Annotated in this window: 20 protein-coding genes and 1 pseudogene; 2 read left to right on the top strand and 19 right to left on the bottom strand. The window is 58.3% G+C overall.

The window, feature by feature from the left end; translation table 11 throughout:
* Nucleotides 1-15: 15 nt before the first annotated feature.
* The 6 genes from AC1TXO_RS09110 to ppsA all read right to left on the bottom strand — a co-directional run bounded on the left by AC1TXO_RS09110 (nucleotide 16) and on the right by ppsA (nucleotide 6,426).
* The gene (locus AC1TXO_RS09110) at nucleotides 16-840 is read right to left on the bottom strand and encodes a mechanosensitive ion channel family protein (protein WP_054892469.1); all 825 of its coding nucleotides are present in this window, start codon (nucleotides 838-840) and stop codon (nucleotides 16-18) included.
* A gap of 2 nt (nucleotides 841-842) precedes the next feature.
* A complete protein-coding gene (locus tag AC1TXO_RS09105) occupies nucleotides 843-1,097 on the bottom strand; it encodes a hypothetical protein (RefSeq protein ID WP_054892470.1) in 255 nt (84 codons plus the stop codon).
* A 108-nt stretch (nucleotides 1,098-1,205) separates the two neighbouring features.
* On the bottom strand, nucleotides 1,206-2,201 hold the full coding sequence (locus AC1TXO_RS09100; protein WP_486405995.1) for a zinc transporter ZntB: 996 nt from the start codon (nucleotides 2,199-2,201) through the stop codon (nucleotides 1,206-1,208).
* 27 nt (nucleotides 2,202-2,228) lie between these two features.
* Nucleotides 2,229-2,720, bottom strand: coding sequence for a ribonuclease E activity regulator RraA (gene rraA / locus AC1TXO_RS09095; protein WP_486405994.1), 492 nt, complete (start codon nucleotides 2,718-2,720; stop codon nucleotides 2,229-2,231).
* A 201-nt stretch (nucleotides 2,721-2,921) separates the two neighbouring features.
* A complete protein-coding gene (locus tag AC1TXO_RS09090; RefSeq protein ID WP_486405993.1) occupies nucleotides 2,922-3,884 on the bottom strand; it encodes an alpha/beta fold hydrolase in 963 nt (320 codons plus the stop codon).
* Nucleotides 3,885-4,050: 166 nt separating this feature from the next.
* Entirely contained in the window at nucleotides 4,051-6,426 is a 2,376-nt protein-coding gene (gene ppsA, locus AC1TXO_RS09085; protein WP_486405992.1) for a phosphoenolpyruvate synthase, read from the bottom strand.
* Nucleotides 6,427-6,607: 181 nt separating this feature from the next.
* Here ppsA and ppsR point away from each other — a divergent pair, with 181 nt between their 5' ends.
* Nucleotides 6,608-7,426 (top strand): posphoenolpyruvate synthetase regulatory kinase/phosphorylase PpsR, encoded by an 819-nt coding sequence (gene ppsR / locus AC1TXO_RS09080; protein ID WP_054892475.1) that lies wholly within the window; start codon nucleotides 6,608-6,610, stop codon nucleotides 7,424-7,426.
* A 122-nt stretch (nucleotides 7,427-7,548) separates the two neighbouring features.
* On the opposite strand, the gene AC1TXO_RS09075 is transcribed toward ppsR, so the two are convergent.
* On the bottom strand, nucleotides 7,549-12,414 hold the full coding sequence (locus tag AC1TXO_RS09075; RefSeq protein WP_486405991.1) for an NAD-glutamate dehydrogenase: 4,866 nt from the start codon (nucleotides 12,412-12,414) through the stop codon (nucleotides 7,549-7,551).
* Nucleotides 12,415-12,745: 331 nt separating this feature from the next.
* Between AC1TXO_RS09075 and AC1TXO_RS09070 the strand changes: the two genes are divergently transcribed.
* Nucleotides 12,746-13,099 (top strand): hypothetical protein, encoded by a 354-nt coding sequence (locus AC1TXO_RS09070; RefSeq protein ID WP_063543983.1) that lies wholly within the window; start codon nucleotides 12,746-12,748, stop codon nucleotides 13,097-13,099.
* A gap of 122 nt (nucleotides 13,100-13,221) precedes the next feature.
* Here the strand turns inward: AC1TXO_RS09070 and AC1TXO_RS09065 are convergent, their stop codons facing one another.
* From AC1TXO_RS09065 to AC1TXO_RS09010, 12 genes and pseudogenes are all read right to left on the bottom strand, one after another.
* Nucleotides 13,222-13,614 (bottom strand): DUF2846 domain-containing protein, encoded by a 393-nt coding sequence (locus AC1TXO_RS09065; protein ID WP_486406818.1) that lies wholly within the window; start codon nucleotides 13,612-13,614, stop codon nucleotides 13,222-13,224.
* Nucleotides 13,615-13,817: 203 nt separating this feature from the next.
* The gene (locus tag AC1TXO_RS09060; protein WP_486405990.1) at nucleotides 13,818-14,201 is read right to left on the bottom strand and encodes a hypothetical protein; all 384 of its coding nucleotides are present in this window, start codon (nucleotides 14,199-14,201) and stop codon (nucleotides 13,818-13,820) included.
* Nucleotides 14,202-15,875: 1,674 nt separating this feature from the next.
* Nucleotides 15,876-16,145, bottom strand: coding sequence for a hypothetical protein (locus tag AC1TXO_RS09055; RefSeq protein WP_486405989.1), 270 nt, complete (start codon nucleotides 16,143-16,145; stop codon nucleotides 15,876-15,878).
* Between the two features lie 234 nt (nucleotides 16,146-16,379).
* Entirely contained in the window at nucleotides 16,380-16,973 is a 594-nt protein-coding gene (locus tag AC1TXO_RS09050; protein ID WP_486405988.1) for a hypothetical protein, read from the bottom strand.
* Nucleotides 16,970-17,386, bottom strand: coding sequence for a methyltransferase domain-containing protein (locus AC1TXO_RS09045; protein ID WP_486405987.1), 417 nt, complete (start codon nucleotides 17,384-17,386; stop codon nucleotides 16,970-16,972). The genes AC1TXO_RS09050 and AC1TXO_RS09045 overlap by 4 nt, the downstream gene beginning before the upstream one ends.
* A 140-nt stretch (nucleotides 17,387-17,526) precedes the next feature.
* Nucleotides 17,527-17,820, bottom strand: coding sequence for a hypothetical protein (locus tag AC1TXO_RS09040; RefSeq protein ID WP_486405986.1), 294 nt, complete (start codon nucleotides 17,818-17,820; stop codon nucleotides 17,527-17,529).
* A gap of 80 nt (nucleotides 17,821-17,900) precedes the next feature.
* Nucleotides 17,901-18,785 carry a hypothetical protein gene (locus AC1TXO_RS09035; protein WP_486405985.1) on the bottom strand — a complete coding sequence of 295 codons (885 nt, stop codon included), beginning with the start codon at nucleotides 18,783-18,785 and terminating at the stop codon, nucleotides 17,901-17,903.
* Nucleotides 18,786-18,987: 202 nt separating this feature from the next.
* Entirely contained in the window at nucleotides 18,988-19,224 is a 237-nt protein-coding gene (locus AC1TXO_RS09030; protein ID WP_486405984.1) for a YrhB domain-containing protein, read from the bottom strand.
* Between the two features lie 44 nt (nucleotides 19,225-19,268).
* Nucleotides 19,269-19,556, bottom strand: coding sequence for a toxin glutamine deamidase domain-containing protein (locus AC1TXO_RS09025; protein WP_486405983.1), 288 nt, complete (start codon nucleotides 19,554-19,556; stop codon nucleotides 19,269-19,271).
* A gap of 21 nt (nucleotides 19,557-19,577) precedes the next feature.
* Nucleotides 19,578-20,132, bottom strand: coding sequence for a hypothetical protein (locus tag AC1TXO_RS09020; protein WP_486405982.1), 555 nt, complete (start codon nucleotides 20,130-20,132; stop codon nucleotides 19,578-19,580).
* Between the two features lie 313 nt (nucleotides 20,133-20,445).
* Complete coding sequence (locus AC1TXO_RS09015; RefSeq protein ID WP_486405981.1) at nucleotides 20,446-20,886, bottom strand: pentapeptide repeat-containing protein; 441 nt, start codon at nucleotides 20,884-20,886, stop codon at nucleotides 20,446-20,448.
* 41 nt (nucleotides 20,887-20,927) lie between these two features.
* Nucleotides 20,928-24,335 (bottom strand): annotated as a pseudogene (locus AC1TXO_RS09010) (DUF637 domain-containing protein); the annotation flags it as partial.
* Nucleotides 24,336-24,762 lie beyond the last annotated feature (427 nt).

Below are 24,762 nucleotides of genomic sequence, written 5' to 3'. Positions count from 1 at the left end.
ACAGCTTTTGTGCGGTTAGCGGCTATTGACGCGCTGCTCGAGCAGCACCCGATTGGACAGCGACACTAATTCGCCATCATCGGTAAGCAGCGTCGTCTTGACCGTGCCGATCTCTTCGATATGCCCTTCGACCTCGCCAATTCGCACCTGCTGGCCAACCTGGTACAGCTCGCGCACGTAGATACCGGCCAGAATCTGCCCGGCGATTTCCCGGCTGCCCAGGCCCATTGCCAGGGCAACGGCCAGACCAACGGTAATCAGACCGATGACGATCACGTGGTTGAGCAGGTCGGTCTTGACCTCCAACTGGCTGATCGCCACGGAGATCGCGATGATGATCACCAGGCCCTGGGCGATGCGCCCGACGCCTGCGGCATACTCCAGGCCGATACCTTCGGCGGCACCGCGCACCAGGCCGTTGACCAGTTGCGCCAGCAGCACGCCAGCCAGCAGCACCAGGGCCGCACCGAATACCTTGGGCAAGTACAGGGCGAGCATGTCGAGGGTCGCCGACACCCGCTCCAGCCCTAGCGACTCGGCAGCGGAAACCAGGAAGATCAGCAGGATGAACCAGTAGACGATCTTGCCGATCAGCGTCGAGATCGGTACCTGGATGCCGACCCGGCCGAGCATCTTCGTCAGGCCGGTGCCGCTCATCAGGCGGTCGAGGCCGAATTTGGCCAGCAGTTTGGACAGCAATGTGTCGAGCAGCTTGGCTACCACGAAACCGAGCAGCACCACGACCAGCGCGCCGAACAGGTTGGGGATGAAGTTCGCCACCTTGGTCCAAAGGGCAGTCATGGCGGTGACCAGGCTCTGGGTCCAGAGATCGAGTTCCATATTCAATCGGCCTTATCAGCTTTCTGTCTGCCAGCGGCAGGGGTACGGCGCACCGGCGCGACATGCGCCGAGCCATTGTTGACGGCGATCAGCAGCGCCTGGCTCCAGCGGCCAAGCAAGCTGAACAGATCACCCGCGCCGACCTGGCGGTTGGCGGTTTTCAGCACGCGGCCCAGGCAGGCATCGTCGTCGCGGTCGTGGCCGGAGGGCGATGCCTTGAGCAGGTCGCGCAAGGATTCTTCAAACGGATCGTGCATGGGCACCTCGCGTGATGTCTGTCAAAGACGAGGGCTCTGGCCGACGGGTCACACAGGCATGTGGGACGAATGTTTCAAAATGAGTTGTAAAAGCCATCCTGTCGCCACTCATACCCAGCGCAGGCGCCTGAACATCCACCACTGCCCTGCCGCCAGGGCCAGCACCACCAGGCAGGCGAAGAGGAATCCGTAGGGGTTCTCGGCCCCCGGAATACCGCCGACGTTGATGCCCAGCAGGCCGGTGATGAAACTCATCGGCAGGAAGATGCAGGTGATGATGCCGAAGCGGTACATGGTCCGGTTCATCCGCTCGCTGCGCCGCCGATCCTCGCCCTCGAGCACCAGCGCTGCGCGCTCGCGGGCCAGTTCCAGCTCTTCGAGGTAGCGGATCAGGCTGTTGTTCAGCTCGTTCCAGTAATCGGCATCGGCATTGGCGAACCAGCTCCACTTGCTGCGTGAAAGCTGGGCGTAGATGTCCCGCTGCGGGGCGAGGAAGCGACGCAGGCCGGCGGCACGGCGGCGGATCTGCTGCAGGCTGCCCTGGGCCGGGCTATACCGTTCGTCGGATTCCACCTTCTCTTCTTCGAGATCGACCGCCTCGGACAGGTCGCTGACCAGCGCCTGGACCTTCTCGGTCAGCAGCTCGCCCATCAGCAGCAGCAGTTCGGAGGCCGATTTCGGTCCCCTGCCCTCGTCGAGTTGCTGCAGCACCTCGTCACTGGCGCGCAGTGGCCGCAGGCGCAGCGAGATGACGCGACGGGCCTCGGCGAAGATGCGCACCGAGACCATGTCTTCCGGCTCCGCCCCAGGGTTGAGATTGACCCCGCGCAGGAACAGCAGCAGTTGCTCGTCGGCCAGCGGCAGCAGGCGCGGACGGGTGTTTTCCTCGAGCAGCAGGTCGCAGGCGAACTCGCTCAGGCCACTGTCGTGCAGCAGCCAGGTGCGGGTTTGCGGATGACTACGGTCCCAGTGCAGCCAAAGGCTTTCCTGGGCCTGCAACTGCAGGGTGTCCAGCTCGGTGCGGGCGATTGCCCGGGCACCGCCCTTGCCGTCGAGCACCAGGGCATGGACCAGCCCCCACTGCGCGTTATCTTCCTCGAACATCAAAGCTCCATCAGTGCGCGAAGCGCATCACTCCGGCATCTTCAGCGGGCTGGGCGAGACGATCACGCCATTGTTGTCGGCATAGACGTACTCGCCGGGCCGGAAGGTGACGCCGGCGAAGCTGACGACCACGTCGAGGTCGCCGATACCGCGCTTGTCGGTCTTCATCGGGTGGCTGGCCAGGGCCTGCACGCCGACATCGGTCTGCACCAGCACATCCACGTCGCGCACGCAGCCGTAGATCACCAGGCCTTCCCAGCCGTTCTTCGCGGCTTTTTCCGCGAGCATGTCGCCGAGCAGCGCACAGCGCAGGGAGCCGCCGCCGTCGACCACAAGGACCTTGCCCTTGCCGTCGAGCTCGACCTGCTCCTTGACCCGCGAATTATCCTCGAAGCACTTGATGGTGACGATCTGGCCACCGAAGGAGTCGCGGCCGCCAAAGTTGCTGAACATCGGCTCCAGCACCTGGACCAGGTCCGGGTAGGCGTCGCACAGGTCGGGCGTTACGTAATGCTGCATGGCAAGCTCCTGTCAGTCACAACGAAAGCGGGTATCGGGCAAGGCTACACCCTGGAGGCCGTTGCAGTCATCCGCGAGTTCGGTGGTGTGGCATTCGCGGGCAAGCCCGCACCCACAGCCTCCCACAACCCAGGACAGCCTCCAGGCAGTTGGCCTCTGACAGCATGTGGGAGCGGGCTTGCCCGCGAAGGGTTCGCTCACTCAACCTTCATGGACGGGCGCCTGGGTATCGCTCAACCAGCGCGCCACCAGCGGCCACACCTGCGCCTGCGCCGCCTTGCTGACCAGCATGTCGACATGGCCGAAGGCTTCGAAGCCTTCTTCACGGCCCAGGCGCAGGAACTGCTTGCGCCCATCGCCCCACTGCTCGAACAGTTTGCGACAGGCCCATACCGGATCCTGGAAATCCGCCGCGCCAGCCACTGCCAGCAGCGGCACCTCGACCTGCGCCAGGCCTGCCCACCAATCGCGGTCCTTGACCCCGAAGCGGCCGAACAGCCCGTGCCAGCGCAGGCTTTCCAGCGCCAGTCCGATCGGCTCGTCTTCCGGCCCACGCTTGAGCCGCGGGCCGGAGAGCTGGGCGAAGCGCTTGACCAGCAAGCGGGCGCCCCAGGCCACCGGCGGCACTTTCAGCGGCCAGTAGACACGGCTGACCTGGGTACCGAACAAGGCCACGCTGGCCACGTCGGCACTGTCCAGGTAGCCGCCGCCGAGCGCCGCCGCCAGCGTGGTGCCGCCCAGCGAATGGCCGACCCAGTGCGGCGCCTGCCCGGCCATTTCATGGACGAAGGCGCCGATCACCGGCAGGTCGAAACGCGCGTAGTCGGCCACGCTGTTCTGCCGCCACTGGCGGTTGCGCGGCGACAGGCCATGCCCGCGCATTTCCGGGATCCACACGTCGAAACCGGCACGCGCCAGGAACGCGCCCAGGCCGATGCCCTTGGGCGAATACCAGAAACGGCGGTTGGAGAAAGTGCCATGCAGGAGGATTACCGGCACGCCCGCAGTGGAGGGCTGATCGGCCAGGCCGAGACGGGTCAGGGCCAGTTCGACACTGGCGTCGGGGCTGTTGCCGGCCTTGATGCGGTAGACATCTTCGCAGAGGTCGCCGCGGCGCTCGGCACTGAGCAGGGCCACGGGGAAAAGGGTGCTGCTGCTTTGCATGGATTCACAGAATGAAAAGGGGAAACAGGATGGGAACTGCCACGCTGAATTCGGGCTTCAGCGCATTCACGGGCAAACCCGCTGCCACAGGGTTCGGTGGCAGCGGGTTTGCCCGCGAAAAGGTAGAGGCACGGAGCGCGTCAGGACGCGCCCCGCGCGGGTTACATCAGGCGGCGCCCTGACCTTCGGCCAGGAAGAACCAGGTCTCGAGCACCGAGTCTGGGTTCAGCGACACGCTCTCGATGCCCTGCTCCATCAGCCACTTGGCGAGGTCCGGGTGGTCCGATGGGCCCTGGCCGCAGATGCCGATGTACTTGCCGGCCTTGTTGCACGCGGCGATGGCGTTGGCCAGCAGCTTCTTGACCGCCGGATTGCGCTCGTCGAACAGGTGGGCAATGATCCCCGAGTCGCGGTCCAGGCCCAGGGTCAGCTGGGTCAGGTCGTTGGAGCCGATCGAGAAACCGTCGAAGTACTCGAGGAACTCTTCGGCGAGGATGGCGTTGGACGGCAGTTCGCACATCATGATCACGCGCAGGCCGTTGTCGCCACGGGCCAGGCCATTCTCGGCGAGCAGGTCGACGACCTGGCTGGCTTCGCCCAGGGTGCGCACGAACGGCACCATGATCTCGACGTTGGTCAGGCCCATCTCGTTGCGCACGCGCTTGAGGGCACGACACTCGAGCTCGAAGCAGTCACGGAACGACTCGCTGATGTAGCGCGAAGCACCGCGGAAGCCCAGCATCGGGTTTTCTTCTTCCGGCTCGTAGAGCTTGCCGCCGATCAGGTTGGCGTATTCGTTGGACTTGAAGTCCGACAGGCGCACGATCACCTTTTTCGGGTAGAAGGCCGCAGCCAGGGTGCTGATGCCCTCGACCAGTTTCTCGACATAGAAGCCGACCGGGTCGCTGTAGCCGGCGATGCGCTTGTCGACGCTGTCCTTGAGCTCCGGCGGCAGGCCTGCGTAGTTGAGCAGCGCCTTGGGGTGCACGCCGATCATGCGATTGATGATGAACTCCAGACGCGCCAGGCCCACGCCTTCGTTGGGCAGCTGGGCGAAGTCGAAGGCGCGGTCCGGGTTGCCGACGTTCATCATGATCTTGAACGGCAGCTCCGGCATGGCATCGACGGAGTTCTGCTTGACGTCGAAGCCCAGCTCGCCTTCGAAGATGAAGCCGGTGTCGCCTTCGGCGCAGGACACGGTCACGCCCTGGCCGTCCTTGAGCACTTGCGTCGCGTTACCGCAACCGACCACGGCCGGGATACCCAGCTCACGGGCGATGATCGCCGCATGGCAGGTGCGCCCGCCACGGTTGGTGACGATGGCGCTGGCGCGCTTCATGACCGGCTCCCAGTCCGGGTCGGTCATGTCGGAGACCAGCACGTCGCCCGGCTGCACCTTGTCCATCTCGGACACATCGTTGATCACGCGGACCTTGCCGGCGCCGATGCGCTGGCCGATGGCGCGGCCTTCGACCAGCACGGTGCCCTTCTCTTTAAGCAGGTAGCGCTCCATGACATTGGCGCTGGCGCGGCTCTTCACGGTCTCTGGGCGAGCCTGGACGATGTACAGCTTGCCGTCGTCACCGTCCTTGGCCCATTCGATGTCCATCGGGCGCTGGTAGTGCTGCTCGATGATCATCGCCTGCTTGGCAAGTTCGTTGACCTCGGCGTCGCTCAGGCAGAAGCGCGCACGCTCGGCACGGTCGACCTCGACGGTCTTGACCGAACGACCGGCCTTGGCTTCCTCGCCATAGACCATCTTGATCGCCTTGCTGCCCAGGTTGCGGCGCAGGATGGCCGGGCGGCCGGCCTGCAGGGTGTTCTTGTGCACGTAGAATTCGTCAGGGTTGACCGCACCCTGCACCACGGTTTCGCCCAGGCCGTAGGCGCCGGTGATGAACACCACGTCGCGGAAGCCCGACTCGGTGTCGAGGGTGAACATGACGCCGGCGGTGCCGGTTTCCGAGCGGACCATGCGCTGCACGCCGGCCGACAGGGCGACCAGCTTGTGGTCGAAGCCCTGGTGTACGCGGTAGGAAATGGCGCGGTCGTTGAACAGCGAGGCGAAGACTTCCTTGGCCGCGCGGATCACGTTGTCGACGCCACGGATGTTGAGGAAGGTTTCCTGCTGGCCGGCGAACGAGGCGTCCGGCAGGTCTTCGGCGGTGGCCGAGGAACGTACGGCCACGGCCATGTTGTCATTGCCGGCAGCCATTTCGGCGAAGGCGCTGCGGATTTCGGCGTCCAGGCGTGCCGGGAAATCGGCCTCCATCACCCACTGGCGGATCTGCGCGCCGGTCTTGGCCAAGGCGTTGACATCGTCGACATCCAGCGCGTCGAGCGCGGCATGGATGCGGTCGTTCAGGCCACTTTGTTCGAGAAAGTCGCGATACGCCTGAGCCGTAGTGGCAAAGCCGCCCGGCACCGATACGCCGGCACCGGCAAGATTACTGATCATCTCGCCCAGGGATGCGTTCTTGCCCCCCACATGCTCCACATCATGGACGCCGAGCTTATCGAGGGAAACTACGTACTCTACCAAGGTGATCTCTCCACTAACTGTATTGGAAAAGCTCAAGGGCGCCCGCCTGTCGACTCTGCGGCTGGGCCGGGACGCTTGTGGCCTGGACCTGGAAAATAAGTGAGAATGCCGAACGACCGCGTTCGGCAAACCGAACCTATCATATCCAGAAACATTCGGCAGCTTAAGGCCTCAGGTGCAAATGAAACGATCCGCGTTCTTCATCTCCGACGGTACCGGCATCACGGCCGAAACACTGGGCCAAAGCCTGCTGGCGCAGTTCGAAAGCATCCCGTTCGCCAAATTCACCCGGCCCTACATCGACACGCTCGACAAGGCTCGCGCCATGGTCCAGCAAATCAATGCCGCAGCCGAGCGCGACGGCGTACGCCCGATTATCTTCGACACCATCGTCAACCAGGACATCCGGGAAGTCATGGCCACGTCCAATGGCTTCATGATCGACATCTTTTCGACGTTTTTATCCCCGCTCGAGCAGGAATTGACTGCCCATTCGTCGTATTCCGTGGGCAAGTCCCACTCCATCGGCGGCAACTCCAACTACATGGAGCGCATCGAGGCGGTCAACTTCGCCCTGGACAACGACGACGGCGCCCGCACCCATTACTACGACAAGGCCGACCTGATCCTGGTGGGCGTGTCGCGCTGCGGCAAGACCCCGACCTGCCTGTACATGGCCATGCAGTTCGGTATCCGCGCCGCCAACTACCCGCTGACCGAAGACGACATGGAGCGCCTGCAGTTGCCGGCGGTGCTGAAGAAGCACCACAACAAGCTGTTCGGCCTGACCATCGACCCGGATCGCCTGACCGCCATTCGCCACGAACGCAAGCCCAACAGCCGCTACTCGAGCTTTGCCCAGTGCGAGTTCGAGGTGCGCGAGGTGGAGAACCTGTTCCGTCGCGAGAACATTCCCAACATCAACTCCACGCATTTCTCGGTGGAGGAGATTTCGGCGAAGATCCTCGTGGAGAAAGGTGTGGAGCGGCGGTTCAAGTAGGATCGGCAGTGGCCTTTTCGCGGGCAGGTCGCAGCGGCGAACCGCCGCTTCCACAGGGCCGCTGAAGACGAACAAAAAAGCCCCGGCATCGCTGCCGGGGCTTTTTCATTTCAGCGCACAGGTCAGGACGGGATCACCACCGACTGTCCGCTCAATGCCAGGTCGACCAGCTCGCGGTTGGCCACCGCGTACATCGCATAGTCAGTGCCGCTGGCATTGCGCAGGTCGTCGAGCATGGCACGCCAGCGCTCGACCATCACCCGGTGCTGCTCGGCCCACAGGGCCACACGGGCGTCCATGTCGTCCGGCGCATCGGCCATCTGCAGCACGGAAATGGTGATCGCGCGCTGCTGCAGGTCGATATCGTCGCGGAACGCCTCGCGGGCCAGGGCCTGCCAGTTGTTCTCCACCGGCAGGTTGCTGATCTCCTGCAGGTACCAGGTCAGGTCCAGCGAACTGCCCACGGCGAAGAACGCCTTGGCCACCTGCGCAGGATCATGGCCGGTGACATCCGAGGCCTCGATGATCGGCAACAGGGTGTACAGGTGGGTGGTGCCTGCGACCATGCGTGCCAGCAACTCCGGCACCCCGGCTTCGACGAAGCCCTGGTAGCGCACCTGCCAGCGTTCGCGGGTCGGGCCTTCCAGCAGTTCGTCGAGCTTGAGCCCCAGCTGGGCGATCTTCGGCCCGAAGTGGGCGGTATCGCGACCGGCATCCTGCTCGTTGCGACGGCTGCGCAGGAACCAGCGCGTCGCGCGACGGCCCAGGCGCATCAGTTCGTCCATCAGGGTCAGCTGGATCTCGGCCGGTACCTGGTAGTCCAGGGCCTCGATCTGGCGGAACCAGTGCGGCAGGTGGAAGATGTCGCGCACGATCACGTAGGCACCGGCGACGTTGGCCGGGCTCATGCCGGTGGACTCCTTCAGGCGCTGCACGAAGGTGATGCCCATGTTGTTGACCAGGTCGTTGGCGATCTGGTTGCTGACGATTTCGCGCTTGAGGCGGTGACGGCGCATGGCCTCGGCGAACTTGCTGACCAGCGACGGCGGGAATGCGGTCTCCATGTCACGGGTCAGGTAGTCGTCGTCCGGCACCAGCGACTTGAGCAACTGCTCCTTGAGGTCGATCTTGCTGTAGGAGATCAGTACCGACAGCTCGGCGCGGGTCAGGCCCTGGCCTGCGGCCAGGCGCTCGGCCAGCTGCTCTTCGCTGGGCAGGAACTCGATGGCACGGTCCAGCTTGCCACGCGACTCCAGGTCGGCCATCAGGCGCTTGTACTCGGCGATCCGCTCGCGGGCACGGCGGGCCGCCAGCGACAGGGCCTGGGTCTGCTTGTAGTTGTTGCCCAGCACCAGCGAGGAGACTTCCTCGGTCATGCTGCCCAGCAGCTGGTTGCGCTGCTTCTCGGTCATGTCGCCGGCCTGCACCACTTCGTTGAGCAGGATCTTGATGTTGACCTCGTGGTCGGAGCAGTCCACGCCACCGGCGTTGTCGATGAAGTCGGTGTTGGTGGCGCCGCCGTGCAGGCCGAACTCGACCCGGCCCAGCTGGGTCATGCCCAGGTTGCCGCCCTCGCCCACCACCTTGCAGCGCAGCTCGTTGCCGTTGACGCGCAGGGCGTCGTTGGCCTTGTCGCCGACATCGGCGTGGCTTTCGCTGCTGGCCTTGACGTAGGTGCCGATACCACCGTTCCACAGCAGGTCGACCGGCGCCTGCAGCAGCGCGTGCAGCAGTTCGGTCGGGGTCAGGCGGTCGGCTTCGATGGCGAAGCGTTCCTTCATCTGCGGGCTGATGGCAATGCTCTTGGCACTGCGCGGGAAGATCCCGCCGCCTTCGGACATGATCGCGCTGTTGTAGTCGGTCCACGCCGAACGCGGCAGTTCGAACAGGCGCTTGCGCTCGGCGAAGCTGGTGCCCGGGTCCGGGTTCGGGTCGATGAAGATGTGCAGGTGGTTGAACGCCGCCACCAGTTGCAGCTTGTCGGACATCAGCAGGCCGTTGCCGAACACGTCGCCGGCCATGTCGCCGACACCGACCACGGTGATCGGGTCTTCCTGGACATTGATGCCACGCTCGCGGAAGTGTCGCTGCACGCCGACCCAGGCGCCACGGGCAGTGATGCCCATGCCCTTGTGGTCGTAGCCGGCCGAGCCGCCGGAGGCGAAGGCATCGCCCAGCCAGAAGCCGTAGTCGTTGGCGATGCCGTTGGCGATGTCGGAGAAGGTCGCGGTGCCTTTGTCCGCTGCCACTACTAGGTAGGGGTCGTCGTCATCGTGACGGACCACGTTGGCCGGCGGCACCACGCCACCGTCCTTGAGGTTGTCGGTGATGTCGAGCAGGCCACTGATGAAGATGCGGTAGCAGGCGATACCCTCGGCGGCGATCTCGTCGCGGCCACCGCCCAGCGGCAGGCGACGCGGCAGGAAGCCACCCTTGGCGCCGACCGGCACGATCACCGAGTTCTTCACCTGCTGCGCCTTGACCAGGCCCAGCACTTCGGTGCGGTAGTCTTCCTCGCGGTCCGACCAGCGCAGGCCGCCACGGGCGACGTTGCCGAAGCGCAGGTGCACACCCTCGACCCGCGGCGAGTAGACGAAGATCTCGAACTTGGGTACCGGCTTGGGCAGCTCGGGGATCAGGCGCGGGTTGAACTTGAAGCTGAAGTACGACTTGTTCTGCCCAGCCGCGTCGGGCTGGTAGAAGTTGGTGCGCAGGGTGGCCTTGATCAGGTCCAGGTAGCGACGCAGGATGCGGTCTTCGTTGAGCACCTGGACGTCGTCCAGGGCGGTGAGGATCGCCTGCTCCAGGCGTTGCTGCTTGTCGTCCAGGTCGTCCTGGCCGAGCTTGCGCGCCAGGTAGAAGCGGGTCTTGAACAACCGGGTCAGTTCGCGGGCGATGTCGGTGTGGTTGTTCAGGGTGCTGGCGATGTAGCCCAGGTCGAAGCCCAGGCGGATCTGCTTCATGTAGCGGGCGTAGGCACGCAGCAGCGCCACGTCGCGCCACGGCAGGCCTGCGGTCAGCACCAGGCGGTTGAAGGCGTCGTTCTCGGCGTCGCCCTTGACGATGTGGATGAAGGCATCCTGCAGCGTGTCGTTGAGCTGCTGCAGGTCCAGGTTCAGGCCTTCGCTGTAGGTGAAGGCGAAGTCATGGATCCAGAACTCGCGACCGTTGGCGTGGCGCAGGCGGTACGGGAACTCACCCAGCACGCGCAGGCCAAGGTTCTCCAGGATCGGCAGCACGTCGGACAGCGCCAGCGGGGTGTCGGCGTGGTACAGCTTGCAGTGCAGCTGGCGCTCGCCCAGTTGCGTGAGCGGCTGGTAGAAGCTCATGGCCAGCGGCTTGGCCTCGGACAATGCCAGCACGTGCTGCATGTCGACCACCGCCGAGTGCGCGGCGAAGCGCTCGCGGTAACCGGCCGGGAAGCCCTTGGGGAAGTCGGCGAGGATGTTGGTGCCCTGGGCTTCGCCGAAGTTCTCCACCACCAGCGCGGAGAAGTCGTCCTGCCATGAGCGGCAGGCCTGCACCACTTCGTTTTCCAGCTGCTGCGGATCGATGTCGATGCGGTTCTTCGGGTCGACCCGCAGGATCAACTGCACGCGGGCCAGCACCGACTCGGAGAAGAAGGTCCAGAATTCGCAGTCGCTGGCCTTGAGGCGCTCCATCAGCACCTGCTGGATCTTCTGGCGCACTTCGGTGGAGTAGATTTCACGCGGCACGTAGGCCAGGCAGTAGCAGAAGCGGCCGTACGGGTCCTTGCGCAGGAACACGCGGATCTTGTTGCGCTCCTGGATCTGCACGATCGACATGGCGGTGTTGAACAGCTCGTCGATCGGGGTCTGGAACAGGTCGTCGCGTGGCAGCACCTCGAGCACCTGGGTCAGTTCCTTGCCCAGGTGCGCCTTGGGGTCGAAGTGCGAGCGGCGCTCGATCTCGGCGACTTTCCCACGGATGTACGGGATGGTGTACACGCTTTCGCCATACACCGTCGAGGTGTACAGGCCCATGAAGCGGCATTCCTTGATGACCTTGCCGTCGGCATCGATCTGGCGGATCGACACGTAGTCCGGGTAGGCCGGACGGTGCACGCGGCTCGGTTGCGAAGCCTTGGCGAAGGACAGCAGGCGCGGCTCGCGCAGGTAGGCGACGGCGTAGTCCTCGATGCGCAGGTCTTCGTTGCTCAGGCCGCTGCGCAGCACGCGCGGCAGGCCGAGGAAGGACGATTCGTCGTAGACCAGGCTGCCGCCGGCAGCGTCGGACTCGACCACGAACTCTTCGTAGCCGAGGAAGGTGAAGTGGTTGTCCAGCAGCCAGGTGAGGAAGCTCTGCACCTCGGCCTTGTCGTTCTGTGCCGGGCCGAAGGCGTTTTCGCCCACCAGCGCCAGCAGGTCGCGGACCTTGGCCTTCATCGGGTCGAAGTCGGCGACGACGACGCGCACATCGGCCAGTACCAGCTCCAGCTCGCGGGTCAGGCTGGTCAGCTCGGCGGCATTGGCGCAGCGGTCGATCTCCAGGTACATCAGCGATTCGTGGCTGACGCCTTCACCCTGGGTGCCCTTGGGCAGCAGCTCGAGCAGCTCGCCCTTCGGCCCGCGGCGGGCGCTGAGCACGGTGGTCTGCAGGGTGTGGATGCTGTAGCCGCGGCGGTTCAGCTCGGTGCGCACCGAGTCGACCAGGAACGGCAGGTCGTGATGCAGGACCTCGACCACGGTGTGCGTGGACTGCCAGCCGTGGCGCTCATAGTCGGGGTTGTAGACCCGCACCTGCGGGTTGGCCGGGTCGAAGCGCTCGATGGTGCGCCAGGCAGAGAGGGTGCAGCCGGCCAGGTCGGACAGCCGACGCTGGGTGAGTTCGTCCAGAGAGATGATGCCGAAGAACTGTTCGGCGAACAGCGCCACTTGTGGCAGGGACTGCTCGCCGATGTGCTGCGCCAGGGCCGCCTGCAGTTGATGCTGGAAGTCGGCTTTGCTGGCTGCGGTGAAAAACGCCATCTGTGGTACTCCGCTTGGGCTTTGTTATAGGTGAAGCGTCGTGTACGTGCGCCATGTACGGATCAACGATAGCCAACCCGTAGCAGGTGGACGGTAAAACCAGGGCGTAGGACGCTTCCTTCGCGTCCAGGTTCCAGGGATGGGCAGCTGCAAAGACGACTGCCGGTGGCTGTGTCTTTACGGTTGTCCATCAACTGGGCAGCTTAACGACTGAGCGGTCATCACGGCTTGCAGCGCTGCGACATATTCGGTCAAAGGGCGGTAACATTGCGTTTATGCGCAAGCCCCAGACTGGCACAATCGCATTTCATTTCCTTGAACCGAGCCGCCCATGCAACTGAAAACCGCCCTGCTCTTCGCCACCCCCTGCGATGACGAGGAAGACAACATGGCGACCCTGTGCTGCCACAGCGACAAGGGCCAGATGTTCCTGCTCACCCGTTATCCGGACGAAGACACCGTCGATCTGACGCTGGACGACGAACCGTCGACGCTGGACGGGCTGAAAGTGACCTTGAGTGCCGAGCGCCTGCTGATCGAGGTTTCACCGGGGGATCGGGATGCACTCAGGGGTGATGAATCGTTGGAGATCCTGCTTACGTCGGCCGGAAGCGATCTGGAGGAAGTGGCGCTGACGCTGCGCAATATTCTCGAGGGAACGGGGACGTTCGTTTCCGAGATCTGAGACGGCGCTCCCGTTGCGGGTTAGCCCGCACAGGGGCAAGGAAGCATCGACAGCGCACACAACAAAGGCGACCCAAGGGTCGCCTTTGTGTACTTGCCGATCAGCGCATGGATCGACAGCGCTTACTTGCTTTCCTTCGCGAGGGTGCCCAGCGATGCATCCTTGACCATGTAGCGGCCTTCAAGGTCGCTCAGCACCTTGAGGCTGTTGCGCGCCATCAGCACGCCGACTTCGACTTCCTGCTTGAGGTAGATGACCTCACCGGCCTTCGCGTTCACGGTCATCTCGGCCCAGTTCTCGGCCTTGGAGCTGATCACGTGGGTACCCGGGGTCACGTAGAAGTAGATGTATTGATTGCCACGGTTGTAGCCCATTTCCGACTCGGCTTCCTTGTTATCGAGGAAGACGTTGAAACGCACCATCATCCCGGCATTGCTCGGGCGAACCACGTAGACCAGGGCCTTGTCGGCTACTGCAGCCTTGGGCAGCGAGTAGTTGGCGACCTCCGCCTGCATCTTGTCCGCCGAGGGGGTGGAGGCGCAGCCGTAAAGCAGCGCAATGGAGAGTACGGCGGTGGCTTTGATGAGGGTTTTGATCACAAAGGCTTCCTTGCTTACGAAAGGGTGGTAGGGGCGGAATAGCGGCGGCAATATTAATTCGCCATCATCTTGGCGTCAACCTGCTGCCGTGGTGGCTGACCCGCTACACTTTACAAACGCTAATTGTTAATGCGCGTTTTTTCTCTACTACCAAGTGCTTCCATGTAAGCAGCCTTCAACGCAAGACTTACCACATGCAATGCTTCAGCCTTCAGATAAGCTAAATCCTGAGCAACCATCGCCTGGCCTGAGCCTTTTAACTTCACACGAGACTCTCCAACATATTTGGCACCCTCGACATAGACCGAGACACTGGCTTCGCACGCATAATAATCCGGACTATTCCAAGTCTTGACAAAAATGCGATTGATCTCAACGCGAGTTTTTATGTTCGCATCATCATCAGAGCCGATAGCTCGCTTGGTAAAATCGATCCAGTCAGTGACTGGAACATTGGCAAAACCTTCATACAAACCCCCATTGTAGTTGGCAGCATGCCACACTAACTTGCTGTTCTCAGAACGCTGAGAGCAGCGCTCAACGCTGGAAACTCCGATTATCGATCAATTAATTTTTTTGTTTTTTACTGCAACCAATTCAGAATCGGCCGTATAAGCGGAAAAATGCAGTTGATTTGTGACGCAGCCACTCAAAAGAAAACAAACCAGAAATATCTCCTTTCAGCCATTCAAAAAAATCACCACCCAACAACCCCATATACGTCGCGCACTCCAAACCACCACCTCTCGTTCGGGCACTATTTCGACATTTACTCCCCACCACCCCATTTGAAATATGAAGCAAGGCATATCCCAAACCAGACAGGTACCGCATAGGCCAGAAAGCCAGGAAACACACCGGAAATATCAGACCAGCCAAAAAACCACGTGTCATATTTGAAATATAAGGCTATAGCCCCTAAAAAATTTGATCCGACCCCTCCGAAGAAAAACAAAATGATCAAATAAATTAAAAGTAGTACATAAGCTTGAAACCTCGACTTGGGCTTCATTACTTGTTATCTCCTATTGACCCTATCTTGCCACCCGTAGCTTCGGAAGTCTGAGGCCCCATACGAGTTAGGTCATTGCTGAATTCTTGGCCGATGTTGCCAAGGAAACTCTACATTAACCGAGACACGATGACTCTCCCCATTCGCCTACAGAGAGCTTTCGGCAGATTTTGCTAAAGCGCGCATGAGACATACCTCTAACTTTTTTACTCTTTATCTCCGGGAGCCTTACGTTCTTTATATGCCTTTAGCCGAGACAGCGCCCATATCCCTACCGTAGCAAACACTGTGTAGATTAAAGCCCCAGGAATTAGCCGCAGAATCTCAGAGCATTCAAGCACCCAACGGCCCATCTTAAAGAAATTTATTGTCGCCCCTAAAATCACCCCACTAACACTAACCAGCATAAACATTAAAAAGCAATAGAAAAACAGCAACAGAAAAGCTTGCAAACTTGACTTCGGCCTAATCATTCACCAACTCCTAAAGGCTCCACTTTCCCTCCAGTGACCTCGAAGCAACAGATCCAGACAAATCATTTCCCACATCAACTGAGGTCCCGAAATATAGCTACCTAGACGCTACCTGCCCAGTTCTGAAACCCACTACCCCGACCAGAACCGAGCCCAGAAGTGAATACGTTGGATCCTCGCCCTTGATCAAGCCTCCAAGCAAGACCCGCCCGCGCCAATTCGATTGAACTATCCAGATCACAAAATTTCATAATCAGCCGTCATAAAAATCAACGCCCGCGACCACCCCTCATATATGACAAAACACAAATACCAACCCCAACCGGAACTGCATATGCAATCGCACCGGGAAGCACGCCAGGAACATCAGACCAACCAAAACTCCACACGCCAAAATTGTAAAAATTAATTGAAGAACCTAAAAACCTTGAAGCAACACCCACTAAAAAAAACGCGACTATTAGATATACAAATAGCAAAATGAACGCTTGCAGCCTTGACCGAGGCTTGATCACTTTCCACCTCCTAACGACCCTATCTCAAAACTTACATTTTCAGACACGCAGGCACCGACGATTCTCTCAGCCACGGCTCTTCATACTTGGGCGACGAAAATCCTTTTCCAGTAAGGTCTCGACACCGCCTGTGGCTTTAGCTTCTCTGTAACGATAGAAGGTGTCTCGCCACACAAATCAACAAGAAACATTCAAACCGCAAGCAGAGATAAATTCACGTATCGGCATATCAAGAAAGCTACTCTCCCCAACGGAAAGAAGATCTTGCAAGGTGACGACCCCTTTTTCAAAATCCAAAGAAACGTCAAAGCAATTAAACTCAAACCCCCTGAACAGAACGCTCTTTGAGCAAACGCGCTCATTAAAGGCATCGTTCAAAATAGAACGAACGCTGCCATTCAACTCTTGGGCGATAAATCGCCCCATTAGTATGCCACCACTATCCATAACCATTCCTACTAGTGCGGGAATGCAGTCTGAATCACAACTCCCCGAACATTTATTTTGATTGGCGACTGGCCCAATAGTACTCCGAGGCATGAAACACCATGTCCGCTCGCGCAGCGATTCAACTCTGTAAAAATCAATGACACTGACCTCAGTGATCTGTTTAGTTCATTTTCTTCTCAAAGCTGTTTGGTGTTCACAACCAAATACCCCGTGCTAGCACCTCGAGTGTTCTCACACATCAGGGATCTCGATGTGGAATGAGTTCGCAAATATACTCCAAGACATCCAGCCAGGCCCCGGTTCAACCTCGAGAACTCCCTCTAAGAAATATTCCTTGGAAAGAGCATCAATCCAAGAGCGGGAGCCAAACTCCTGAACAACTTCTTCACCCGTAGTGCCTTTTCGATCAGCCGTATATTCGCCAACTACCCTTTTTGAAAATATAACATTTTCAAAAACGAACCAACAACCACCAACATATTCATGCAGCGCGTACTCACTATCGGCCTTGCTGACATACTGAGCCCACTCACCAGATTCAGTACGAGCACGTAAGATACGATCGTCATTCAACTCCCACTCAACATACTCAACTCGTCTCGAAGGATCGTAAATATAGTGCCTGGGAAATATACGCTCTACGCGACCAGACTTATTTTTTTCACACTTAATAAAGCGAAAGCTATTTTTTTCTTTTAATAAATTCCCATATGGAAACGCCAACCCACCCTCAACAAAAACCCTAAGACCGCCTGATATTTCTTTCGAAACTCCATATGTGCAATTAAATATATCAAGCTCATCAAAATCAACAGAAACAATCATTTGAATTTCTCCAGAACGATGGTCTTCATGCTATCGAGATTCATAATCACACTTCCATCTGTACGAAGAAATGTTTGCCCAGAGAATCTGGAATCTAGAGATCCGGCTTGTATAACTCGCAACCCTAGAGACTCTAACGCAGAAGCGCTTGGAATTTTTCCATAAGGATTTGCAGCGTTCGCATTAATAAATATTTTCCCGCCAGGCTCTACCACACGAGCAGCCTCCGGCAAAAAGTCCATCATTGAATTAGTACCGCCCGCACTCTTTGGAATGAAGGGATTACTGGCAACAATCTCTCCCAGCGAGTTATCTCTGAAAGGAAGTTTCGTTGCATCCGCCCGAATGCCCGACTGAATATCTGGACGTATATCAACATTATTGGCAACTGGACCAATGGTACTCCGAGGCATGGGATACACACTGAGCAAGGGTTTCAGAGCCTTTCTTTGTAGTCACCACGACAAAATCAGAGGCATGTTTGAATTTTTTATCGAGCTGCTTCTAGCCTCCCCCGGTTAAAGCCTCAGCAACACTGTTACCTTTTCCACTATCAGCCTTTTATGCGCTCTAGGAACTCGACCATTGCTAGCGGATCACACTCCACAAGTTTTTCAAGTAAATCTTCTGCTGCCCAATGCAGAATCATGTCCCCTCCCCCTCCGTCCTTGCAGAGGATGAGATCACTTGACAAAGAAGAGTCAACAACATTGACTTCTCTATCGCTGAGCACCATCAGGCCGCCGTAGCCATCATAAGGAATGACCCAGTAAAAACGCTCGTTCTCTATCCAGTAAACCCCAAACACCTGTACAGGCTCTTCTCGCCCAATTTCTCGAATAATCATATTTACGTCACTCAATAGTCCTACCGGGTTGCAGCACAGGGGGCAGCTGTTGCGGCGTAGTAATTTTCATATCGTATGCTTTATCGGTTACGGAGTTGTACTGGTAGTGGATGGTTATAATTTTCTCCGCTAGGTAGACGGTGACTTACTTCCATTTTCCTCCACCCCTCACTCCGCGGAAAATCTTTATCGCCTGCTAGCTTTGTATCACGACCGGCAGATGGATTTTCTACTACTCTGTTCCACAAAGTCTGCTCGTTCAGATCTCTTGGCGCCGTTGACTGATAGCTCTTTGCTGTTGAATGCGTTGCATAGTCTGGGAGACCAGCAGAAAACTCATCGGCAGCATTTTCCCGACCATAATAATCTCTATTTAAACTAGACCTTTCAGTAACAACATTCGGGCTATATCGATCATCAGCAATAGTTGGCTTTCCGCCACTGAAACCACTAGAACCACTATCTTTCGCCCCACCTGCCACTTTCGAGTCAGCAACGACTACAGGCCCCGCCCCACCCTTGATGGCAGGAATCCCCAGTGTAGCCATCCCCAGCAGGCCGGCCACCATATTACCAGCGGCATTCCATCCATCACCATCAACCGCTTGCTTGGCACCCTGGGTAAACTGCAGCGCCCCGTTGGTCGCCGCCACCGCCCTGATCATGCTGCCAATAGAGCCTGTCAGGAAGTAGATCGCAGGATCACCCAGGTTGGCCAGGCCTTGCTGCTGTTCACCAATGCGCAGGCTGGACTTGGCATCAAGGTAGGTCTGCTCGTCGACACTGCGGTCCCGAGTCCAGGTCAGGTTTTCAACCAGTCCCATTTGGCTGCGCTGAGCATCTGCCCACGCGAGCTTGTCCTGGCTGCTACCTGCATAGGGATAGCCATAGCCCAAGGTCTGCTCACCACTGAGCAAACTGGCGACACTTGCCTGGACGGCTGCCAGGCTATGGCTGATACCCAAGCCATTTTGGGCATCCAGTTTCCTGACGGCATCCAGTCTCTCGAAGGCATAAACCTGAAGGTATGCCGCGAGCTCGACCTTCTCATCCTGGCTAACCGATACTCAGCAAAGCGACGAGCCGTTGGCTAGTGAAAATTTAATGGCACTGCCTACATATCCAGAGAAGTTTTGCTGCTGCCTCAATTACTTTCACAGTACGAAACTATCTCGGTTTCGCAATTTTGCCTTTTATGCAATCGTTCAGATAACTCTCCAGAGGCTTAGCTGTTCCGAGAACATGAAGCTCACCAGACTGCCTATCAATCAAAAACGGGGCATTCCCTGCGAGTTGGGCTGATAGCTCACCGGTTTCCAAAAACTCTTTTGACTGGTAGCAAAAATACCAGCCCTCAGCAAATTCACCTTGATATGTAATTTGCAAAAGAATTTCGGAATCCATTAAATATTCTTTTGCCTTCTTCAAGGCACATGCATAAGTTATAATCAATTGGTTCTCAATAGCTGTAGCGTCTTGAAGCCATCGAGTTTTGCCGGCTTCCCCGTCTGCCCATCAAGGAATCTAACAACACCATTCTGATTAACCACATTAAAAACATGCCCTGGCTGACCCGAACCATAATTATCCACCTGACCCTGCTCCGCTGCCAGCTTGTAGGTGGCCACTTTCACATCATCAATTGATCCCACCGAGTCCTTATTCCCACTAAACTGAATGGGATATTTTGACCAGATTACGCTGTTGAGTAAAAATGGAGCCCGCTTCAGCGGCACGCCCTGCTGCTTTTGCCCCGACTAGTTAGAATAGGAAGAGATCAGAGCCTTTGCGATTATACCTTCCGCGGTGCAACTGGATGCCAGCTCAGCCAACTCATCCATCGAGATCAAATTTGAGTTTAAGTACTTGTAAAAACCCTCTTGAAGCTCTGATTTTTTCACAGCAACAACGCCAAACTCCTCATATGCGCTTTCGAAGGCAACCCATTTGCACGCGCTATCGCATAAAGCTATTGGATAACCAACCGTTCCATCAAAAAAATTTTCAAACCTTTTACTCAACCAACGAACATCTCTCTCTAAATCGTTTCCATCTAAGGAAAAACAAGAGTTACCTAATCGCTCACCACCTGAAAACTTTATAAAAACATCTGACTTAAAACTGGAAAGGCTATTCGATACCAACCCCGAAAAAATCTCAGAAAAGCAGAGCAATGGTCTCTCAAAAAACCAAAACAGAAAGCCACCACCAATGAAAACATTCGCCGGCAAGTCTTTCTTAAAATCTATGACACCTGACATCCTATCAAGAAAAGAATTCAAATCTTTATCTTCAACGTTCAAAACAGTCACGACTACTCTCCTGAAAACCTGATTTTCGCAGTTGGTTTTTTTACCCCTTCTATAGTCAACGACGCGGACGGCTGCCCTGTGGACGTTGAAGATGGATAGAATCGATAGGTCTTCCCTCCATTAGTTAACACAGTAACTGAGCCATCCTGAGAAATTGTCTTTTTATAACCATTAGACTCAAGAGTCTTTATGGCGCTGCTCTGAGTAATGTTCGCCTCTATCTGTCCTGCACTATTCCGCGTAGCTTTCGGCAAATACTCAATCGATGTTGCTTTTGCACCAACTAATCAAAATCACTCACGCAACGGCATTATTAATCTGAAACCCTAACCGCACCAGAGCTTTCCGGAGCAAAACCTTTAGGCCAGATTGTTTTATCATTATATATTGCACCTAAAAAAATAGCACCATCTATTCTTTTTACGTCAAAATTAACATCTCGTAAATTGGAATTTGCAAAACTAGAGCCACCAACATCCGCATTTTTTAAATTAGCCATTGAAAGATCCGCCCCTGAAAAATCCGCATAAGCCGCGACGACATCTAGAAGATGGACACAACTCATCTTCGCATCAATAAAACTTGCATTCATTAGTGCCGAACCACTCAGCACAGCACCATTCAACAGAGAACAATTAAAAGAGGCATTCCTTAAGTTTGAACCTGTGAAATCAGCCTCTGTTAGATCTAAACCGTCAAAAATTGCACGATGCAATTCTAGCCCTCTTAAACTTGACTTAGCAAAACTAGTCAAGGGCAATTCCAACTCTGCGCCAGTTTCGAAAACAATAGTTATCACCTGTTCCCCCAATCTACTTGATCCACTTTCAGCTCAGACACTGGTTTGGTTTGACCGACTTTGTTAGGAGATAAGGCCCCAGGTGTCACATCTGGATTTCGACCTAATATTTTTGCTGCTATATAACGATGATTCCCATCAACGATTACATTGCCGTCCATCTTAATTGCCGGAGCAACATCACCCTTAAGAATTCGATCAACATATCTTTGCACCGCAGGTAATGACACAGCGCCTTGCGCACTAATAGCAGGATCACCCTGCAATGCTTTTTGAATAATCTCAGGGGTTACCTCTGACCCCTTCGAAACCAGAGGCTTTCCTGCCGCCCCAGTAGCTTTTGCCCCTGCAAGATAGTCCACTGCTCGCTGAACCTGCGCAAGCTCCGCACGTTCAGGTACTCCAACAGGCCTAGACCCAGCCTGTTTACCTGCAGCAGCGCCACCAACAAGCCCCAAGCGGTCCAGCGTAGGCGCCCATTCGTTCAGGACTTTACTCAGGCGCGCATAGCTGTCAATCGAGCGCTCCAATAGAGCTGTCTTGTATGTTTCGCACCTAGCCGTCGTACACTGGACAGACATCAGTGTGTCTATGCTTTGGGCGATCTGAAGCGATTTCTCCTTGGCTCTTTGAGGCCCGTAAGTATTCTGGGCATCCTCTACGTTACGCAAGCTCTCGTCGTCGTATTTCTCTTTTATCCACTTGTCCGTCTGACAGCTTTCGTCCGTACCACAGCCATTCATGTCTTTGGCAAAAGCCAGGATATCCAGGTGTTCCAGATAGTTGTATTGCGTGCCGTTCTTGGCGACCCATGCGGCTTTGTCCAACGAGCTGGCATCAGCATCCTCCTGGCTTGCCGCCGCCAGCACCCCGACGATCTGCGAGCTCATGGTCAGCAGGTTTTCATTTCCCCCAACCAGCTTGTTGAGCTGCACCACCAGCGCCTCATTCGCGCCGGCCGCCAAGGCACCCGTTTTGAAGTCACCGCCAGTGGCCTTCGACAGCAAGCCACCCACCATCGCATGGATGGCAATCTTGGGGAGGCTGCCGTTCTCGATGCCGAACTGCTTGGTGTAATCCCCCACCGCATTGAAACTGGCTGCCGCCAGCGTATTGAACAGCGCGCTTTTCAACGCATCGCTGGCACTGCCGCCCTGCCCAAGGGCCTTGCTCAGCAGCAGGGAGGTGCCATTCTGCAACGTCTGGTTGGCTGCGAACTGACCTACGCCTTTGATCGTGTTCAGTTCGGGCCCAAGGACTTTGCCCGTGACTGGGTCGGTTTTCGTTCCCGTCCAGCCATCGAAATAGGCCGCTGTCAGACCTGCAGCCACACCCGAAATGACATAGCCCTTCATCGCATCGGAGGAGGTCACATCCTTGACCACATCCCCCAGATCGCCTCGATTGTTGATGACGCTTACCGAAGCATTGGTCGCAGCGCCCGTGGCAACAGCCCCGACGGCGGCTCCAGCGACACCGCCGTTGGCCCAGGCCGCTGCGGCAGGGCCGACGACGGCCGCCATGACGATCGCAATCGCGAGCTGAGCAGCCGGCCCCAGCCCTGAATTGCTGTACTTGAACGAGTCGTGGATTTCCTTGACCTGACGCCAGTCCACGCCACCTTGTGCTTCGACCTGCTTGAGCCAGGCCAGCTTCGGGTCGGCCTTGACCATGGCATCGATGGACTCGCTCACCGTCTGCTGGTTGACCTGGCGCACATCCACATGAATCTTGCCAACAGCATTGATCACCAGGTCGCCTTTGGCGACCAGCTCGCTCTGGCGAACCGTTTCATCCGTACGGCCCTCGCCCTTCATGCTGAACCAGCCAACGTTGGACTTGCTCTTCTCGTGACTCTCCTGATGCAGGTCCTTGACCGCCTCGAACGTCACCGCACCGCCGCTGTCGATGGTCAGGTCATTACCCGAGGCGAGCTTCGCCCCCTGGTACAACTGATCACCACCGCTCTTGAGCGTCAGATCACCACCGCTGCTGACTTCGCTGCCCACCGCCTTGACGTCGGTGACTTCGTCGCGCTGGGTCTGCTTGCTGCCCCAGCCGCCTTTCTTGCTCATGTCGTACAGCGAGTACTGGCTGTCGTTGGCCGCCAGCAGCTCCAGCTTGTCGCCGGCCACCAGGTAGGCTTCTTCGCCGGCGCTGACTTTGCTCGCCACCAGGCGCAGGTCACGTCCGGCGTCGATGGCCAGGTCGCCGCCGGCCTTCACCACGGCAGACTGCTGCTCGACGTCATCCTCTTGCCGCTCGTACTTGGTCTTGCCCTTCTTGCCCTTGGCGTAGCTGTGCTCCTCGTTCGCCGCAGCAGCCAGGGTCACGTCGCGGCCGGCCTGCAGGGCCAGGTCGCGGCGTGCCTCGACTTCGCTGGCGACGATGCTCAGGTCCTGGCCTGCCGTTGCGGTGAGGTTGCCGCCTGCGCTGATCTCGCTGCCGTACTGGGTGCTGCTGGTGTCGTGGCCGCTGACACGACGGCGTTGATACTCGTGGCTGTCGACGCCTTCCTGGCTGACGATGGACAGGTCGCGACCGGCATCCAGCCTGATATCGCCACCCGCCTTGAGCACCCCACCCACGTTGCCGATATCGCGCCCGGCGGTGATGGTCAGGTCGTTCGCCGCCTCGATGCGTGCTGCAGTGTCGACCAGGTCCTTGGTCATCTGCTCACCACCGGCCCGGCCTTCCAGCCGGGTGACGCTGCGTTCGTTGATCACATCGCCGGTCAGCGCGGTCAGGCTCACTTCACGACCGGCGATGATCCCGCCCTGGGCGTTGCGGATCGAGTCGGTGGCGAGCATGTCCAGGCGCCCGCCTGCTTCGATCAGCCCGCTGTTGCTGATGTTGGTGGCGCTGGCGGCGAGGTTGTTGGTGGCACGCAGGGTGCCGACGTTGACCAGGTCGCCGCCGCTGATCAGGTTGACGTCACGGCCTTGAATCAGCGCGCCGTTAGGGGCGACGCGACCGTTGGCGTGGGCCAGGTACAGCACTGGGGCCAGTACCTTCTCGCCGTTGACCTCGACCTGCTCCATCCAGACGATGTCGTGGGTCAGCGCGGCGACCTGCTCGGCGCTGAGCGACACACCCACGCTCAGCGACAGCTTGTCCTTGCTGGCGATGGCGTTGTCCATCAGGTAGCGGAACAGTGTCTCGTCGCTGGTCATGCCGTCGATGTAGCGCTGGCCGGTGCGGGCCACCACGGCTTCGCGGATCAGGCGTTGTTCGTAGAGGCCGTCGCCCAGGCGCTTGATGGCCTGATCTGGATTGACGTTGAGCTGGCCAAGCAGGTAGTCGGAGCTCAGGAACTGCTTGAGGTCGGTGAGTACCGGATTGGTCCCGATCAGGTACTTGTGCGGCTGCGGGGTGCCAGTATTGGCCGGAACGCCCTGCACCCGCGGGTGCTCTGCGCCGCGGGCAGTGTCATGGCGGTGGAGACGGTGCTGGCGACGGTCGGGAGAGCCTGCTGGAGCGTCGGCGCGGCCACCGAGGTCATTGCCGGGAGGCTGGTGTCGCGCGCAACGATGGTCTCGGTGGAGGGCTGGGCAAGCGTGATCGGCGTGCTCGGCCCAGGCTGTGCAGTGGACCAGTGCAACCCGTCGGCGGCCCCTCCTACCTGGCTCGACGTGCCTTGGCGGGCGGCCACTTCACCGCTGCGGCTGGGCAGTTTACCCGGCCCTTGGGCCTGATCGATGGCGGCCACGCGCACGCGCGACACTTGAAGCAACCGACGGAGCTCTGAGGGCGAAACCAATCTTTGAATTTATTAAGCCCAATTGAATCAAGGGCAATAAATTTCATCTCACCTTTTCGATACGACACATT

Source organism: Pseudomonas sp. FA117, from assembly GCF_057370475.1.
Note: the sequence above shows the minus strand (reverse complement) of the source record. Positions and strands in the feature narration are given on the sequence as shown.

Bases quoted from the DNA above. Each gene is read 5' to 3' on its own strand.
- AC1TXO_RS09110 (WP_054892469.1), bottom strand. From the start codon at position 840: ATGGAACTCGATCTCTGGACCCAGAGCCTGGTCACCGCCATGACTGCC.
- AC1TXO_RS09105 (WP_054892470.1), bottom strand. From the start codon at position 1,097: ATGCACGATCCGTTTGAAGAATCCTTGCGCGACCTGCTCAAGGCATCG.
- AC1TXO_RS09100 (WP_486405995.1), bottom strand. From the start codon at position 2,201: ATGTTCGAGGAAGATAACGCGCAGTGGGGGCTGGTCCATGCCCTGGTG.
- rraA (WP_486405994.1), bottom strand. From the start codon at position 2,720: ATGCAGCATTACGTAACGCCCGACCTGTGCGACGCCTACCCGGACCTG.
- AC1TXO_RS09090 (WP_486405993.1), bottom strand. From the start codon at position 3,884: ATGCAAAGCAGCAGCACCCTTTTCCCCGTGGCCCTGCTCAGTGCCGAG.
- ppsR (WP_054892475.1), top strand. From the start codon at position 6,608: ATGAAACGATCCGCGTTCTTCATCTCCGACGGTACCGGCATCACGGCC.
- AC1TXO_RS09075 (WP_486405991.1), bottom strand. From the start codon at position 12,414: ATGGCGTTTTTCACCGCAGCCAGCAAAGCCGACTTCCAGCATCAACTG.
- AC1TXO_RS09070 (WP_063543983.1), top strand. From the start codon at position 12,746: ATGCAACTGAAAACCGCCCTGCTCTTCGCCACCCCCTGCGATGACGAG.
- AC1TXO_RS09065 (WP_486406818.1), bottom strand. From the start codon at position 13,614: ATGCAGGCGGAGGTCGCCAACTACTCGCTGCCCAAGGCTGCAGTAGCC.
- AC1TXO_RS09055 (WP_486405989.1), bottom strand. From the start codon at position 16,145: ATGGATAGTGGTGGCATACTAATGGGGCGATTTATCGCCCAAGAGTTG.
- AC1TXO_RS09050 (WP_486405988.1), bottom strand. From the start codon at position 16,973: ATGATTGTTTCTGTTGATTTTGATGAGCTTGATATATTTAATTGCACA.
- AC1TXO_RS09045 (WP_486405987.1), bottom strand. From the start codon at position 17,386: ATGCCTCGGAGTACCATTGGTCCAGTTGCCAATAATGTTGATATACGT.
- AC1TXO_RS09040 (WP_486405986.1), bottom strand. From the start codon at position 17,820: ATGATTATTCGAGAAATTGGGCGAGAAGAGCCTGTACAGGTGTTTGGG.
- AC1TXO_RS09030 (WP_486405984.1), bottom strand. From the start codon at position 19,224: ATGGATTCCGAAATTCTTTTGCAAATTACATATCAAGGTGAATTTGCT.